Origin of the sequence: Marinobacterium arenosum, from assembly GCF_019795155.1 — a bacterium.
Taxonomy (GTDB): Bacteria; Pseudomonadota; Gammaproteobacteria; order Pseudomonadales; family Balneatricaceae; genus Marinobacterium_C; species Marinobacterium_C arenosum.
In genome coordinates this window covers 42,755-56,493 of sequence record NZ_JAILYN010000009.1, presented here as the reverse complement: position 1 = coordinate 56,493, position 13,739 = coordinate 42,755, and the positions used below count along the sequence as shown (strand labels likewise).

General features: G+C 63.9%; 13 protein-coding genes. 3 read left to right on the top strand and 10 right to left on the bottom strand.

The genetic code is table 11. The features are described 5' to 3' along the window. Window positions 1-149: 149 nt before the first annotated feature. Entirely contained in the window at window positions 150-458 is a 309-nt protein-coding gene (locus tag K6T12_RS06205) for a protease inhibitor I42 family protein (RefSeq protein ID WP_222220555.1), read from the top strand. Between the two features lie 383 nt (window positions 459-841). Then, the gene (gene ipdC, locus K6T12_RS06200) at window positions 842-2,488 is read left to right on the top strand and encodes an indolepyruvate/phenylpyruvate decarboxylase (protein WP_222220554.1); all 1,647 of its coding nucleotides are present in this window, start codon (window positions 842-844) and stop codon (window positions 2,486-2,488) included. A gap of 37 nt (window positions 2,489-2,525) precedes the next feature. On the opposite strand, the gene K6T12_RS21730 is transcribed toward ipdC, so the two are convergent. From K6T12_RS21730 to K6T12_RS06165, 7 genes are all read right to left on the bottom strand, one after another. After that, window positions 2,526-3,914, bottom strand: a complete 1,389-nt coding sequence (locus K6T12_RS21730; protein WP_222220552.1) for an FAD/NAD(P)-dependent oxidoreductase — start codon at window positions 3,912-3,914, stop codon at window positions 2,526-2,528. Beyond that, window positions 3,911-4,213 carry a (2Fe-2S)-binding protein gene (locus tag K6T12_RS06190; RefSeq protein ID WP_222220550.1) on the bottom strand — a complete coding sequence of 101 codons (303 nt, stop codon included), beginning with the start codon at window positions 4,211-4,213 and terminating at the stop codon, window positions 3,911-3,913. The genes K6T12_RS21730 and K6T12_RS06190 overlap by 4 nt, the downstream gene beginning before the upstream one ends. Further along, entirely contained in the window at window positions 4,197-5,321 is a 1,125-nt protein-coding gene (locus K6T12_RS06185; RefSeq protein ID WP_222220548.1) for an NAD(P)/FAD-dependent oxidoreductase, read from the bottom strand. The genes K6T12_RS06190 and K6T12_RS06185 overlap by 17 nt, the downstream gene beginning before the upstream one ends. A gap of 5 nt (window positions 5,322-5,326) precedes the next feature. Further along, window positions 5,327-6,121: an ABC transporter permease gene (locus K6T12_RS06180; RefSeq protein ID WP_222220546.1), complete on the bottom strand. Its 795-nt coding sequence runs from the start codon at window positions 6,119-6,121 to the stop codon at window positions 5,327-5,329. Beyond that, window positions 6,118-7,017 carry an ABC transporter permease gene (locus K6T12_RS06175; protein WP_222220544.1) on the bottom strand — a complete coding sequence of 300 codons (900 nt, stop codon included), beginning with the start codon at window positions 7,015-7,017 and terminating at the stop codon, window positions 6,118-6,120. The genes K6T12_RS06180 and K6T12_RS06175 overlap by 4 nt, the downstream gene beginning before the upstream one ends. Next, window positions 7,017-8,078: an ABC transporter ATP-binding protein gene (locus tag K6T12_RS06170; RefSeq protein WP_222220542.1), complete on the bottom strand. Its 1,062-nt coding sequence runs from the start codon at window positions 8,076-8,078 to the stop codon at window positions 7,017-7,019. The genes K6T12_RS06175 and K6T12_RS06170 overlap by 1 nt, the downstream gene beginning before the upstream one ends. A gap of 66 nt (window positions 8,079-8,144) precedes the next feature. Then, entirely contained in the window at window positions 8,145-9,179 is a 1,035-nt protein-coding gene (locus tag K6T12_RS06165; protein WP_222220540.1) for an ABC transporter substrate-binding protein, read from the bottom strand. Window positions 9,180-9,302: 123 nt separating this feature from the next. Here K6T12_RS06165 and K6T12_RS06160 point away from each other — a divergent pair, with 123 nt between their 5' ends. Beyond that, window positions 9,303-10,217, top strand: a complete 915-nt coding sequence (locus K6T12_RS06160) for a LysR substrate-binding domain-containing protein (RefSeq protein ID WP_222220538.1) — start codon at window positions 9,303-9,305, stop codon at window positions 10,215-10,217. A 167-nt stretch (window positions 10,218-10,384) separates the two neighbouring features. Here K6T12_RS06160 and K6T12_RS06155 read toward each other — a convergent pair whose 3' ends face one another. The 3 genes from K6T12_RS06155 to K6T12_RS06145 form a co-directional block, all read right to left on the bottom strand. Then, the gene (locus K6T12_RS06155; protein ID WP_222220536.1) at window positions 10,385-10,741 is read right to left on the bottom strand and encodes a hypothetical protein; all 357 of its coding nucleotides are present in this window, start codon (window positions 10,739-10,741) and stop codon (window positions 10,385-10,387) included. Between the two features lie 84 nt (window positions 10,742-10,825). Next, window positions 10,826-11,929, bottom strand: a complete 1,104-nt coding sequence (locus tag K6T12_RS06150) for a tryptophan 7-halogenase (protein WP_222220535.1) — start codon at window positions 11,927-11,929, stop codon at window positions 10,826-10,828. Then, the gene (locus K6T12_RS06145; protein WP_222220533.1) at window positions 11,919-13,715 is read right to left on the bottom strand and encodes a LodA/GoxA family CTQ-dependent oxidase; all 1,797 of its coding nucleotides are present in this window, start codon (window positions 13,713-13,715) and stop codon (window positions 11,919-11,921) included. The genes K6T12_RS06150 and K6T12_RS06145 overlap by 11 nt, the downstream gene beginning before the upstream one ends. Window positions 13,716-13,739: the final 24 nt, after the last annotated feature.

The following is a 13,739-nucleotide window of genomic DNA, read 5'->3' as shown; positions in this document are numbered from 1 at the left end:
TGCACCTGCCCCTCCCTCTATCACAGCAGCAACTGATACCGCTTTGATACCGAGATGATACTGACCGGGCCGTTGATACGGGCCTAAACTGGCTTTCACTGAGTGCACAAACAGCCCAGTATTTTCAATCAAATCAAGGAGATAACAGGATGCTACCTCCCATCAAAGTGAAAGTCGGCGAACCGATCGTAATTCAGCTGGAAGACAACCCGTCAACCGGTTTCAACGTCTGCCTGACCGAAATGCCGCAAGGAATTGCGCTGGCGGACGTGAGCTACCTGCCGGGCCAGGCGCTGCCGGGCATGGTCGGCGTACCGGGCACCCGCCGCTTCACCTTCATCGCCCTCGCCCCGTGCGAAGGCCCGCTGCTATTCAACCAGATCAAGTTCACCCATCCGGAGCCGACCGTGCAGGAACCGACCCCGATGGAAAACCGCTTCGTGATCGTCGAGTCCTGATCAGGACTGATCGAACCCTGACCGAAGCCAGCGCGGCGCCTCCCGGCGCCGCGTTTTTTGTTTTTTTTATGCAATGCCTCGCATTTGTAGATACCATCTCTCGATTCCGGCCACAACAGCCTTTTCTTGTGGCTGAAGCTCCTGCTGGTTCTTCACCACGCCAATGTAGGGCCGGACCCGACTCTACATGCTCTCTCATGCCACCACCCCATCAAAATACCTGATCGACCAGATTCGATTTATCCGATATTTATCGATCAAAATCCGCACTAGACTCGTGGCTATTGGTGAATTTTTGGGCAAGGCCGCCCACAGGCCACTGCCCGTCCGATTCGAGCTTTTCAGCTTTTATCCTTTTCAGATCAGTTATCGACGAGGTGGCTATGAATCTTGCAGAAGTACTGCTCCACGCGCTGAAAGCCCACGGGGTACAGGAGATATTCGGCATCCCGGGCGACTTCGCCCTGCCATTCTTCAAGGTGGCGGAGGAGTCCGCCATCCTGCCGCTGTACACCTTCAGCCATGAACCGACCGTCGGCTACGCCGCCGATGCGGCGGCGCGCTGCCACGGCAAGCCGTCGGTGGCGGCGATCACCTACGGCGCCGGCGGCTTCAATATGGTCAACCCGATCGCCGCCGCCTATGCCGAGAAATCGCCGGTGGTGGTAATCTCCGGCGGCCCCGGCGAAGGCGACCGCAACACCGGCCTACTGGTCCATCACCAGGCCAAGCGGTTGAACTCGCAGCTGGAGGTCTACAAGGAGGTCACCTGCGATCAGGTGATCCTCAACGATCTGCAGCGGGCGCCGGCCGATATCGCCCGGGTGCTGGCCAGCTGTATCCGCCACTCGCGGCCGGTCTATATCGAGCTGCCGCGCGACCTGGTATTCCAGCCCTGCGCGCCGGTCGAGCCGATTTCAGCCGCGCCGCCCAGTGCGCAGCAACAGGCCACCCTGGACGCCTGCGTCGACGAAACCCTGGCGCTACTGCGGCAGGCCCAGTCGCCGGTACTGGTGGTGGGGGTGGAGATCCGCCGCTTCGGTATCGAGCAGCAAACCGCGGAACTGGCCCGCCGGCTCGGCATCCCGGTGGTCACCACGCTGATGGGGCGCGGCCTGCTGAACGGTATGGAGCTGCCGCTGCAGGGCACCTACCTGGGTGCGGCCGGCGACCCGCAACTGACCAAGCTGGTCGAGGAGTCGGACGCACCGATCCTGCTGGGCACCATCCTGACCGACGGCAACTTCGGCGTCTCGGAAAAGCAGCTGGATTTCCGCAAGGTGGTCTTGGCCTGCGACGGCCAGGTATCGATGGGTTATCACCTCTACCCGGAGATCGCGCTGGCCGATTTCATCAACGAGCTGAACAGCCGGGCCGACAGCCTGCCGCCGCGCAAAGCACCGGCCGCCGTACCCGCCCGCTACCCGCGCGACCTGCCAGCGGACGAACAACCGATCAGCCCGACCGATATCGCCACCGCGATCAACGACCTGTTCCACCAGCAGGGGCCGATGCCGATCGCCGCCGATATGGGCGACTGCTTCTTCACCACCCTGGATATCGAATACACCGATCTGGTGGCGCCCGGCTTCTACGCCACCATGGGGTTCGGCGTGCCGGCCGGCTTCGGCATGCAGGTCGCCAGCGGCCGGCGGCCAATCATCCTGGTTGGCGACGGCGCCTTCCAGATGACCGGCTGGGAGTTGCTCAACGCCGGCCGCTACGGCTGGAACCCGATCGTGATCGTGCAGAACAACAGTAGTTGGGAGATGCTGCGCACCTTCCAGCCGGAGTCCAAATTCAACGACCTGCCGCAACTGAACTACGCCCGCCTCGCCGACGAGCTGGGCGGCACCGGCCGCCGGGTGACAAGTCGCCGCGAACTGCAGCAGGCGCTGGCAGAAGCCGCCGCCGATACCGGGCGCTTCCAGCTGATCGAGGCGATCATCGACAAGGGGGTGCTGTCCAACACCCTGAGTCGGTTCGTCGCCGGCATCACCCGGATGCGCCAGCAGGCCGCGGCGAAATGAAACTTGGCCGGTTTGCGGTTAAACGGCAACCGGCCGATCAGCTCTGCGCCGGCCAGGGTGACAGGGAGGCCAGCTCCGCCAGCTGTACCGGTTTAACCGGTGCACGCAGGCGGTAGTAGCCGGTCGCTTCCGGCGGCTGCTGTTGCAGCTGCGCCATCAGCTCGCTTACCGTCAGGCCGCACTGGCGCCCCTGGCAGGGCCCCATGCCGCAACGGCTGAAACTCTTCAGCTGGTTAGGGCCCATGCAGCCGGCCGCCGCCGCGTCGGCGACCGCCTGCCGGGTGACCGACTCGCACCGGCAGACCAGCGTGGCGCCGTCCTCAGGGGCACGGAAACGGTCCGCCGGACGGTACAGGGTATCCAGGAACGGCCGGAAGGCCAGCTCCTTATCCAGCCACTGGCGCAGCGGCGCCGCCTGCCGGTCGCGCTCAGCGTTGTCCAGCCGCTGCTGCCGACAGGCGATCTGCAACGCCGCCAGCTGGCCGCGCAGCGCGGCCGCCTTCGCCCCGCCGATCCCCATACCGTCGCCAGCCAGACTGACCCGCTCCAGGTTGCTCTGACCCCATTCGTCGGTGACCGGCTGCCAGCAGGCCTGCAGCGGACTCCAATGGTGTTCGCAGCCACTGGCCATCGCCAGGTTGACGTTGGGCACCACCCCCTGGTGAAGAAAGACCTGTGAGGTCGGTAGCGCCTGCCACTGGCCGTTACGCTGCCAGCGCACCCCGCTGCAGCTCTGCTCACCCTCGATCTCCACCGCCTCGACACCGCTGATGAACGGTATGCCGGCCTGCCGGATGGCGCGGATCATATTCAGCCCCTTCCACAGGTAGCCGATGCCGTGGCGGGCGGCCGGCAGTTTGCCGAGGCCGGTGAAATAGTGCCGCCGCGGCGTGGTGTCGATCAGCGCCTTGACCGTTTTGCCGGCCTGCAGGTACTGCCAGACGATCAGGTAGAGCAACGGGCCGCTGCCGACGAACACCGCGTCGTCACAGGCCAGGCCGGGCGATTTAAGCAGGATCTGGGCGGCACCGGCGGTCATCACGCCGGGCAGCTGCCAGCCCTTGACCGGGAACGGCCGCTCCTGGGCCCCGGTGGCCAGCAGGATATGCTTGCCCTGCGCCTGGTAGGAGTGGCCGCGGCGGGAGAAGCAGACCTCGCCGGCGGCGTTCAGCTGCCACACCACCGCCTGCTCCAGATATTCCAGCCGGCTGTTGCGGAAGGCCGATACCAGCGCGTCACCGGCCTGGTAGTCCGGCCCCAGCAGATCGCGCAGGCGGCTGGAGGTGGTCTCGATATTGCGGTAGATCTGCCCGCCCGGGCGCGGCTGTTCATCCAGTACCAGGATGCTCAGCCCCCGTTCGGCGGCCTGGGCCGCCGCCGCCATGCCGGCCGGGCCGGCACCGACGATGATCAGGTCGTAGGTCATGCGGCGCCCTCCCCTTCATCGGCACACTGCAGCCTAATCTGCATCCCCTGGCTGACCTCGCGCATGCAGGCCTGCTGGTTGCGCTGGCCGTCGATCTCCACCAGGCACTCATAGCAGACGCCCATCATGCAGTAGGGCGCGCGCGGCCCGCCGTCCACCGGCGACTGGCGCGTCCGGCGGTGGCCCTGGGCCAGCAGCGCAGCCGCCACCGTGTAGCCGACCGGCACGCTGACCGTTTCGCCCTCTATCTGCAGCTGCACCATCGGCAGGTTGCTGGCGTTTTCAACAGACGTGAACATGGGATTCCTCCGCAAAACGTGTGCAGTCAAAGGCCGCGGCATCGCCGCTGAGCCGGCCGGCAATGATCTGGGCGGCCAGCGCCTCGGCGTGGGCCGCCGCCAGGGTAACCCCGCTGTGAGAGGTAAAGGCGAAGGCGCCCGGACAGCTCTCGGACTGTTCGTAAACCGGATAGCCGTCCGGCGTCAGCACCCGCAACGCCCCCCAGGCACGGACGACGTTGTAGTTCGCCAGCCGGGGCAGGATGCGCTGGGCGCGCTGCGCCAGCCGGGCGATAACTTCGGCGCTGGTGCCGTCGTCCAGGCCGACCTCCTCCTTGGAGTCGCCGATCTGGATCGTTCCCTCCTGGGTCTGGCGCAGGTAGTTGCTGGGATAGTGCAGCAGCGGCTCCGGCAGGCGTTCGGTCACCAGTACCTGGCCACGCTGCGGCCGCACCGGTTGCTGCAGACCGACCATCGCCGCCAGCCGGTGGTTGTCGAGTCCGGCCGCCAGCACCACCTTGGCGCATGTCAGGCTGCCGGCTGTGCTATCGAGCCGGAAACCGGGCGACAGCGGGGTGATGCTGTCGACGCCGTGGTTGGCCCGGTAACTGCCGCCCTGCTGCTGAAACGCATCGTGCAGCGCGCGCAGCAGGTAGAGCGGGTTCACATGGCCATCGTGCTCGGAGTAGCTGGCGCCGGGAATGCTGGCGCCGACTGCCGGCACCAGCTTTTTCAGCTCGGCGGCCGAAAGCATCTGGTAGCGGAACTGGCCGTCGGCACCCGCCGCCAGTCTGGCCAGGTCACGGTCGCGCTGCTCCAGCTCCGCCTCGCTGAGGCAGAAATGGATGCCGCCGCGCTGCTGGAAACCAAGATCGAGACCGGTCTGCGCCTCCAGGCGGGCGGCAAACTGCGGCCAGCGCTGGGTCGAGTAGCGGGTCCAGGCGGCGTATTCGGGGAACTCGATCCCCTTGCTCTGCACCCAGACCAGGCCGAAGTTGCCCCGCGCGGCGCGGAAATCCCGGTCGCCCTTGTCCAGCAGCACGGTTTTCGCGCCCTGCGACTGCAGGCCGTAGGCGATAGCCGCGCCGAGCATGCCGCCACCGATGACGGCAATATCGAAGTCGTTCATGGCGTTCACTGCCCCTTGCCGATCATCAGCCGCTCCAGACCGTAGATCCGGTCCAGCACCGCCATCAACAGCATGGTGAGAATGATCAGCACCGCGGAAACCGAGGTTACCAGCGGGTCGATCGTCTCCTCGATGTAGTTGTACAGCCGCACCGGCAAGGTCACCGTGCTGGGCGAGGCGAGGAAGATGCTCATGGTCAGCTCATCGAAACTGGTGATGAACGCCAGCACCCAGCCGCTGACCACGCCGGGCATCAGCAACGGCAGAGTGATACGGCGGAAGGTGGTCAGCCGTGATGCGCCCAGCGACGAGGCGGCATGTTCCAGCGTCGGGTCGATGCCGACCGCGCCGGACAGCACCAACCGCAGCGCATAAGGCATGATCAGCAGGGTGTGCGCCAGCACCAGGCCGACGAAGGTGCCGTTCAGGTCCAGCGCGGTGAAGAAACGCAGGAAGGCCACCCCCAGCACCAGGTGCGGAATCATCAGCGGCGACAGCAGGAAGGCATTGATACCGTCGCGACCGGGGAAGCGGTGGCGGCTGATCGCCAGCGCCGCCGGTACCGACAACACCAGGGCGATGCTGGCGCTGGCGATGCCGAGGTAAAGGCTGAACCAGAAGGCGTCGATAAACTCCGGGTTATCGAGGATGGCGTAGAACCAGCGCAGCGAGGCGCCGTCGAACGGCATCGACAGATAGCCCTTGTCGGTAAAGGCGACCAGGCAGATAACCATCAGCGGCGCGACCGAAAACAGGATGAACAGCGTATGGAACGCCAGGGCTAGGTATCCGTTTCTCATGACTCAAACACCTGTGCGTATTTACGTTCGATGTAGCGGTTGTAGCTGGCGATGATGGCGACATTGGCCAGCAGCAGGATTACGGCGATGGCGGCGCCCAGCGGCCAGTTCAGGGTGTTGAGGAACTCGTCGTAGGCGGTGGTGGCGACCACCTTGAAGCGACGCCCGCCGATGATCGCCGGGGTGGCGAATGCGGTCGCGGCCAGCGCAAAGACGATCACGCTGCCTGACAGGATGCCGGGCATGATCTGCGGCATCACCACCCGGCGCATGATGGTCCAGGGCTTGGCGCAGAGCGAACTGGCGGCCCGTTCGGTATCCGGGTCCAGCCGCTGCAGCGAGGCCCAGACCGAGATCACCATGAACGGCACCAGCACATGCACCAGCGCGATCACCACGCCGGTCTGGCTGTACATCAGCGACACCGGCCCGTCGCTTAGGCCGAGCAGTTGCAGGCTTTCGCTGATCAGCCCCTCGCGGCCGAACAGGATCGCCCAGCCGAGGGTGCGCACCACCACCGAGATCAGCAGCGGGCCGAGGATCACCAGCAGGAAGATCCCTTTCCAGGGCGAGCCCATGCGGTTGAGGATGTAGGCTTCAGGTACCCCCAACGCCACGCAGACCAACACCACCAACACCGACATTACCAGGGTGCGCAGGAAGATCTTGTGGAAATAGGGGTCGGTCAGCACCTCCAGATAGTTGTTGAAGCTGATCTGCTGCTGAATGCCCAGGATGTCGTCGAAGGCGTACAGGCTGAGCAGCGCGGTCATGCCGATCGGCACGATCAGCAGCAGGGTGTAAAACAGCAGGGCCGGCGACAGCAGCCAGTAGGGCCCGCGCGGGGCTCGGCTGGCGGTTTGACGGGCCGGGCTGGCGGAATTCGCTGCGTTCATCAGACTGCCTCCTGAATCACCCGCAGGTCCACCGGGTCCCAGGTCAGGCCGACCCGATCACCCTCGCGGGCACCCTCACGGTGGTTGTGGTTGGTTTCAAACACCAGGAATTCGCCAAGCCGGGTGTCGACCTCGTAGATCCACTGGTTGCCGAGGAACACCCGGTTGCTGACCACCCCGTCCAGCTGGCCCTCGCCGCGGGCGACAAAGCGGACCTTCTCCGGCCGCAGCGACAGGTGCACCTGCTGGCCGGCGCTCAGGTTGTCGCCATTCGTCAGCAGCGCCTGGCCATCCAGCTCGACCTCCGCATGCTGGGCATCGATCCGCCCCACCTGGCCCTGCAGCTGGTTGGCCTTGCCGAGGAACGAGGAGACGAAGCGGGTCTGCGGATACTCGTAAACATTGAACGGGCTGTCGATCTGCTCGATCTTGCCCTGCTGCAACACCACCACCCGGTCGCTGAGGGCGAGCGCCTCCGCCTGGTCGTGGGTTACCAGGATGGTGGTGGTGCCAACCGTGCGCTGGATCTTGTGCAGCTCCAGCTGCATCTCCTCGCGCAACTTGGCATCCAAGTTGGACAGCGGCTCATCCAGCAGCAGTAGCGGCGGGCGGATCACCAGCGCCCGGGCCAGCGCGACCCGCTGCTGCTGGCCACCGGACAGCTGCTTGGGGTAACGCGCCGCCAGGTGGTCGAGCTGCACCAGCTCCAGCGCCTCACGGACCCGAATACGCGTCTCATCCTTGGCGACCTTACGCATCTCCAGACCGAAGGCGACGTTTTCCGCCACCGTCATATGGGGGAACAGCGCGTACTTCTGGAACACGATGCCCAGCTGGCGCTCGCTGGCTTTCTTGCGGGTGATATCTTCGCCGTCGAGCAGGATCTGGCCGCTGGAGGGCTCCAGGAAACCGGCAATCATCTGCAGGGTGGTGGTTTTACCGCAGCCGGACGGCCCCAGCAGGGAGATGAACTCCCCCTTGCTGACGTCGAGGTTGAGGTTATCCACCGCGGTGAAATCGCCAAAATGGCGGGACAGGTTATTCAGGCTCAAGTAGGACATGGTCGGCATCCGGATAGAACGGGAGGGCTTCCCGGCCGGGCGGGCCGGGAAGCGGGTCAGGGACGGTTATTCGACTTCGCGGTTCCAGCGCTTGGTCCAGCGGGCACGCTGCTCGTTGACGGTGTCCCAATCCAGACTGATCATGCGCTGCACGTTTTCACCGTTCGGCAGCGTGGCGGCCAGCGCCTCGTCCAGTTGAACGCTCTTGTTAGTCGGCGCCCAGCCCTTCTGCTCGGCCAGGATCTTCTGCACTTCCGGCGACAACAGGTAGTTGATCAATGCCAGGCTCAATTCCGGCTGGTCGGTGCCCTTCACCGCGCAGGCGGAGACGCCGAGCGCCACCGCACCTTCTTCAGGGTAAGCGAACTCTACCGGGAAACCGCTGTCGGCCAGCGCCTTGACGCGGCCACTGCCCCAAACCGAGAGCACGATCTCGCCGTTCTGGAACAGCTCGGACATCTTGCCGGAGGAGGGTTCGAACACCAGCACGTTGTCACGGATCTTGTCAGACATCACTTCGAAGCCCGGCTCGATATTGGTTTCGCCGCCGCCGTGCAGCCTGGCCGCCATGATCAGCGAGATCAGGCCGTAGCCATTGGTGATCGGCGGAATGGACAGGCGGGCCTTGTACTTGCTGTCCTCCAGATCACGCCAGGAGCTGGGCGCATCCCAGCCCTGGGCGGCGAAGTATTCCTTGTTGTAAGCCAGGCCGGTGGCCACCAGGCCGATACTGACCGCCTGGTCTTTATTCAGACGGGCCACCTTGTGCACCTGGTCGAACAGCTCGGCCGGCAGCTGGCGGCACAGCCCCATGCCGGTCGCCTGGGCGATCGGCCCCTCATCGATCAGCGCCACGTCGATCTCAGGGTTGTTACGCTGGGCCTGCAGGCGCGACAGCGTGGTGGTGGAGTTACCGGCGACATACTCGACGCGCACGTTATGCTTCTTCTCGAACGCCGGCAGGATATCTTCCTTGAACGCTTTCTCACTCGAGCCGCCATAGGCCGCGAAGTAGAGTGTGTCCTGAGCGTATGCCTGAGAGGTGGAGAGAGCGGCGGCGAGGCCGGCGGCTGCCAGGATTCGATGAGTGGTTGGTTTCATGTTCCAGGTTCCTATGTTTATTGTTGTTTCGGTCTGGTGGTCAGCGATTTTGATTGGATGCTAACAAAACATTAAATTAAGATTAAAATATTTTTCATAACTCAATATTATGTTGCTTACACCATGACACCTCGACAGATAGAAGCCTTTCGCGAAGCGGTGTTACACGGCAGCCTGACCGCCGCCGCCCTCACCCTGAACATCTCGCAACCCGCCGTCAGCCGAATGATGAAGGACCTGGAACAGGAGGTCGGCTTTGTGCTGTTCGAACGCCGCCAGGGGCGGATGCAGCCGACCCATGAAGCGTTGATGTTGTACGAGGAGGTGGAGCGCTCGTTCGTCGGCCTGGAGAAGATCCGCAAGACCGCCCAGCAGATCCAGCAGATGCAGTCCGGACGCTTGCGGCTGGCGGCGATGCCGGCGCTGGGGGCCTCGCTGCTGCCGCTGGTGATGGACGAGTTTCTGCGGGCCGAACCCGATGTCGCGCTGGCGCTGGAGGTGCACTCCTCCAAGGTGGTGGTCGACCTGGTGCAGGAACAGCAGGTGGAGATGGGCTTCGTGGAAGCGCAGACGACCCCGGTCTACAGCAGCGTCCAGCGGGCGATGCGCATTCATGTGCCCTGTGTCTGCGCGTTTCACAAGGATCACAAGTTCGCCGACCAGCCGTACGTTGCCGCCAGCGATATGCAGGGGCAGTCATTGATTGACGTTTATCGCCAGAGCCAGATCACCCGTGAGATGAGCCGGATCTTCAACGTGCAGAACATCAACGTGGCACACCGGGTACAAACCTCCTGGTTTCATACCGCCTGCCAGTTCGTGGCGCAGGGGCATGGGGTGGCGATCGTTGACCTGTTTACCGCGCAGAACTTCAATCATCCGGACTTTCGATACTGCGAATTCCGCCCGGAGATCAGCTTTATCCTGGATCTGATCTACCCGCCGGTCCAGGCGCCGAACGAGTTGGTGGACCGCTTCATCAAGCGCTTCCTGGCTCACCTGCCCGGCGAGGTGAAAGTGGAAACAGTGGCGGACTGATTACAACGGATTCACTGACAAATCGCCTCTAAGCGGCGACCATAACCTGATGTTTGGCGTTTTTGGGCGATATTTCCAAAATTTGTGGGCAAGTCGATGCAATCGTCTGTAAATGGGCGCCGCCGGTAGATCAAATCCAATACCTGGCTGACGACCGGCCTGCCTCATCAATCCGCCGGCGGCTGGGAGGGCTGATCATCCTGCGGCGGCTGACCGCTCAGCTCTTCACGGACATAGCGTTCGATATGCCGTTGCGCATGCCGGTTGGTGTTGAGCAGCCACACCGCCACCAGCGCACCGAGCCCGAAGATGAACACGCGCAGCTCCGGCAACAGCATCGCCAGCAACAGCACGATCGGCGCCAGTACCGCCACACCGACGGTGGCCCGCCGGCCGAGCGACTGGCGCAGCTGCTCAGCCTCCCGTCGGGTATTGATACCGGCGGAACGCAGCGAACTGCACAGTGATTCGTATTCTTTCTGGCGTTGTTTAGCCATGCGACCAAAAGGGTCGTTGAGGTTCATCGGCTCTCTCCGGATATATCTAACAAGAACACGATGATAGCCCGCGCCGGGCGGCGCGGGCCAGAGGGAAACCAAGACCACTGATCAGGTCGTTGGCTGATGGCGGCGTTGCCAGAAGGTTGCCTGCGGCCAGCGCTGCTCCAGCCGGTAGTAGGCCAAGCGCTCCGACAGATAATGACGCAACGCCTGGTCGGTCGCTTGCGCATAGCCCACCAGCCCACTGCTGTCACCATCCAGATAGCTCAGCAGCGCATCAGCACCGCGAATGCCGTCCTGCAGCGCGCAGTGGATACCGGAGGCGGTCAGCGGGTCCAGGCTCATCGCGGCATTACCCAGCGCCAGCCAGCCGGGACCCGACACCCGATCCAGATAAGCGGAGTGTGCCGGGTAGACAAACAGCTCACTGCCGTCGGTAAGATCGGCCAGCAATGAGGGCAACAGTTCACTGCGTCGCGCCTGCTCGCTGAACTGTCCGCATTCGGCCAATTCCTGCTGCTTGAGGATATCCGCATCGGTCATGAAAGCGATCACCTGCCGCTGGCCGGGGATATCCGCCGCGTACCACCAGCCATGCTCGGTAGCTTCGATCAACGACAGATTGTCCAGCCCACCCGGCAGCTTGGTCAGTACGGCGACCGCCATCAGGGTATCGAGCCGCCGCCGTGTGGCTCCCATGCGTTGGGCGATCAGCGCGCGATTGCCGGTGGCATCGACCAGGCTTCGGGTCAACAGCTGCCGTTTTCCGCCTAGCTCATCACTGAGTTCCAGCCCCCAGCACTGGCGCTTGGGCAGCCAGCCCAGGCGCTGCAGTTGAAGCCCGTCCAGGAATTTCACCCCACACTCGCGCGCTTGATCACGCAACTGGCGGTCGAAGGTGGCACGGTCCAGATGCCAGCCGAAGCCCTGCCCCTTGAACAGGAAGTCCTGCTCGTTGACGGCGTCGCCGCCCCAGATCGAGCGGTTGCCGTAACAGGGCAGATGGCCCAGCTCGGCCAGATCCTGTCGCAGCCCCAGTTCGGCCAACAGCGGCACCACCGCCGGCGCTGCCGATTCGCCGATCTGGTAGCGCCCGGCCGGTGCAGCCCGGTCCACCAGCAGCACATCCGCCTGCGCGCGCTGCCGCAGACGGATGGCCGCGGCACAACCGGCCGGGCCACCGCCAAACACCACGCAATCGCTAACGGTCATGGTGCGACTTCTTCACCTCGGCAGCACCGGCTACGGCAACCAGCGCCGGTTTGCCGGGCTCCCCTTCATCCAGCACAAACTCCAGGTCGTGCCACTTCTCCACCATATCGATATTGTCGGCAAAGCTAACGAAGTTGGGCGCATTCATGTCGTAGTCCACACCCACCCAGGGCTTCTGCTCGATCTGCCCGTCCAGCACCATCTGGTAGATGCTGTCGGCCGGCTCGAGCTGCTCTACGCCTTCACACTTGCGATAGACATAGAGCGGCCGTTGCGCCGGCCACCACCAGAGCGTGCGGCCGTCGATCGGCTGCGCCGAGCATTCGTTGAAATCGGCCTGCCAGGGGATCGCCATCAACTTGGTGATATCGCCCGGTTCCATGCCGGCGGCAAAATCCCAGCCCAGGTCCAGCGGCCAGTCGACATCCTGCTTATGCCGAATCCGGAACGGGGCGTCGTAGATCTGCGGCAAGCGGGAGATCCAGGTCATCTCGATGCCCGGCGAGAACGCACCGCCGACGCAGTTGTTCAATACGCCGCGGGTCAACGCCTCGCCGGCGTTGCGCGCATCCGCCGCGCCCGGTTCGAAATGCCCCTCGGCCCACTGCGACAGTATGAAGTACTGGGTATCGGTCAGGCGCAGGAACTTCGAGGTTTGCTGGCCAGCCACGATACTGGCGTCGCCGGCCAGGTAGGGCATCATGGTGCCGCCCTTCGACGAGATCAGTTCGTTCTCTTCGCCGGGCCCGCGCAGGTAACCGAGGATACGCTGGCGCAGACCGTTGTAGCCGGTATCCGGATCGCCCAGCATGTCGATGTTGAAACGGTGCGGCTTGGGCGGGATCGCCACCACCCAGGGGTAACCTTCACCGCGTTTGAGAATCGGCTTGATATGGGTTTCGAAGCTCGGCTTGAAGCCATTCGGCCCGCTGTTCCACATGCCGTTGCTGAAGATCTCCGGTGCCGCCCCCTGCTTGCGCACGGCGATATCGAAAATGGTGTCGTACAGGGTGACCAGATTGGCGACCTGCGGCGCATAGGACGGCGGGCCGACCAGCACCCAGGCCGGTTCGACCGGCACCTCATTGCCGTTGATCCACAGCCGGGCGGCCACCGGGCCATCCGACGTGTCATCGAACCAGCCGTCGTTGTTGGCGTACTCGGGCAGCGAACGATCCTCCTTCAGGGTACCGGAGTGACCATGACCGCCCAGCACATGCAGCGAGCCATCCGCCATCAGCCGCATCCCGCCCAGGGTGTCGATCTGCCAGGGCTTGAGCCCCTGCGGCGGGAAGCGGTGTGCGGCGTCGGGGGTGCTCTGCCGGTCAAATTCGGCACTGCTCAACCCGCCGCCCTCGGCATCCAGCCACAGGGTCCGCGGGCCCGGATCGGTGATCAGCCGTACCCGCTGTTCGGGATCGCTGACCTCGGCATTGCGCAGCGGGTGGTTCGACGCGTAGCCGTCCTCGCCCTGGCTGGTCTGGAACTGGTACCAGATCGGCTTTTTATTGGCCAAGTGGACATCCCATTCCAGCCGTTCCACCTCCGCCGAAGTCAGGTCCAGCGGCGTCGCCCTACCCTGCTCATCCACCTGGTAGATCTGGAAATGAGCGGCCTGGCGCTTCATCCGGCCCTGGCCATCGCGAAAACTGGCGGCATCGAACGGGCTGCCATCCAGGTTGGTCGGCAGTGCGCCCTCCTCGGTCGGACAGAGGTAATATTCGTCGCTGGTGCCCACACGTGCGATACCGATTGCCGGATAGATCTTGTAAGTTACGTTGCTCATAACGGTTCCATTCATCCTTTAGCT

Bases quoted from the DNA above. Each gene is read 5' to 3' on its own strand.
- K6T12_RS06205 (WP_222220555.1), top strand. From the start codon at position 150: ATGCTACCTCCCATCAAAGTGAAAGTCGGCGAACCGATCGTAATTCAG.
- ipdC (WP_222220554.1), top strand. From the start codon at position 842: ATGAATCTTGCAGAAGTACTGCTCCACGCGCTGAAAGCCCACGGGGTA.
- K6T12_RS21730 (WP_222220552.1), bottom strand. From the start codon at position 3,914: ATGACCTACGACCTGATCATCGTCGGTGCCGGCCCGGCCGGCATGGCG.
- K6T12_RS06190 (WP_222220550.1), bottom strand. From the start codon at position 4,213: ATGTTCACGTCTGTTGAAAACGCCAGCAACCTGCCGATGGTGCAGCTG.
- K6T12_RS06185 (WP_222220548.1), bottom strand. From the start codon at position 5,321: ATGAACGACTTCGATATTGCCGTCATCGGTGGCGGCATGCTCGGCGCG.
- K6T12_RS06180 (WP_222220546.1), bottom strand. From the start codon at position 6,121: ATGAGAAACGGATACCTAGCCCTGGCGTTCCATACGCTGTTCATCCTG.
- K6T12_RS06175 (WP_222220544.1), bottom strand. From the start codon at position 7,017: ATGAACGCAGCGAATTCCGCCAGCCCGGCCCGTCAAACCGCCAGCCGA.
- K6T12_RS06170 (WP_222220542.1), bottom strand. From the start codon at position 8,078: ATGTCCTACTTGAGCCTGAATAACCTGTCCCGCCATTTTGGCGATTTC.
- K6T12_RS06165 (WP_222220540.1), bottom strand. From the start codon at position 9,179: ATGAAACCAACCACTCATCGAATCCTGGCAGCCGCCGGCCTCGCCGCC.
- K6T12_RS06160 (WP_222220538.1), top strand. From the start codon at position 9,303: ATGACACCTCGACAGATAGAAGCCTTTCGCGAAGCGGTGTTACACGGC.
- K6T12_RS06155 (WP_222220536.1), bottom strand. From the start codon at position 10,741: ATGAACCTCAACGACCCTTTTGGTCGCATGGCTAAACAACGCCAGAAA.
- K6T12_RS06150 (WP_222220535.1), bottom strand. From the start codon at position 11,929: ATGACCGTTAGCGATTGCGTGGTGTTTGGCGGTGGCCCGGCCGGTTGT.
- K6T12_RS06145 (WP_222220533.1), bottom strand. From the start codon at position 13,715: ATGAGCAACGTAACTTACAAGATCTATCCGGCAATCGGTATCGCACGT.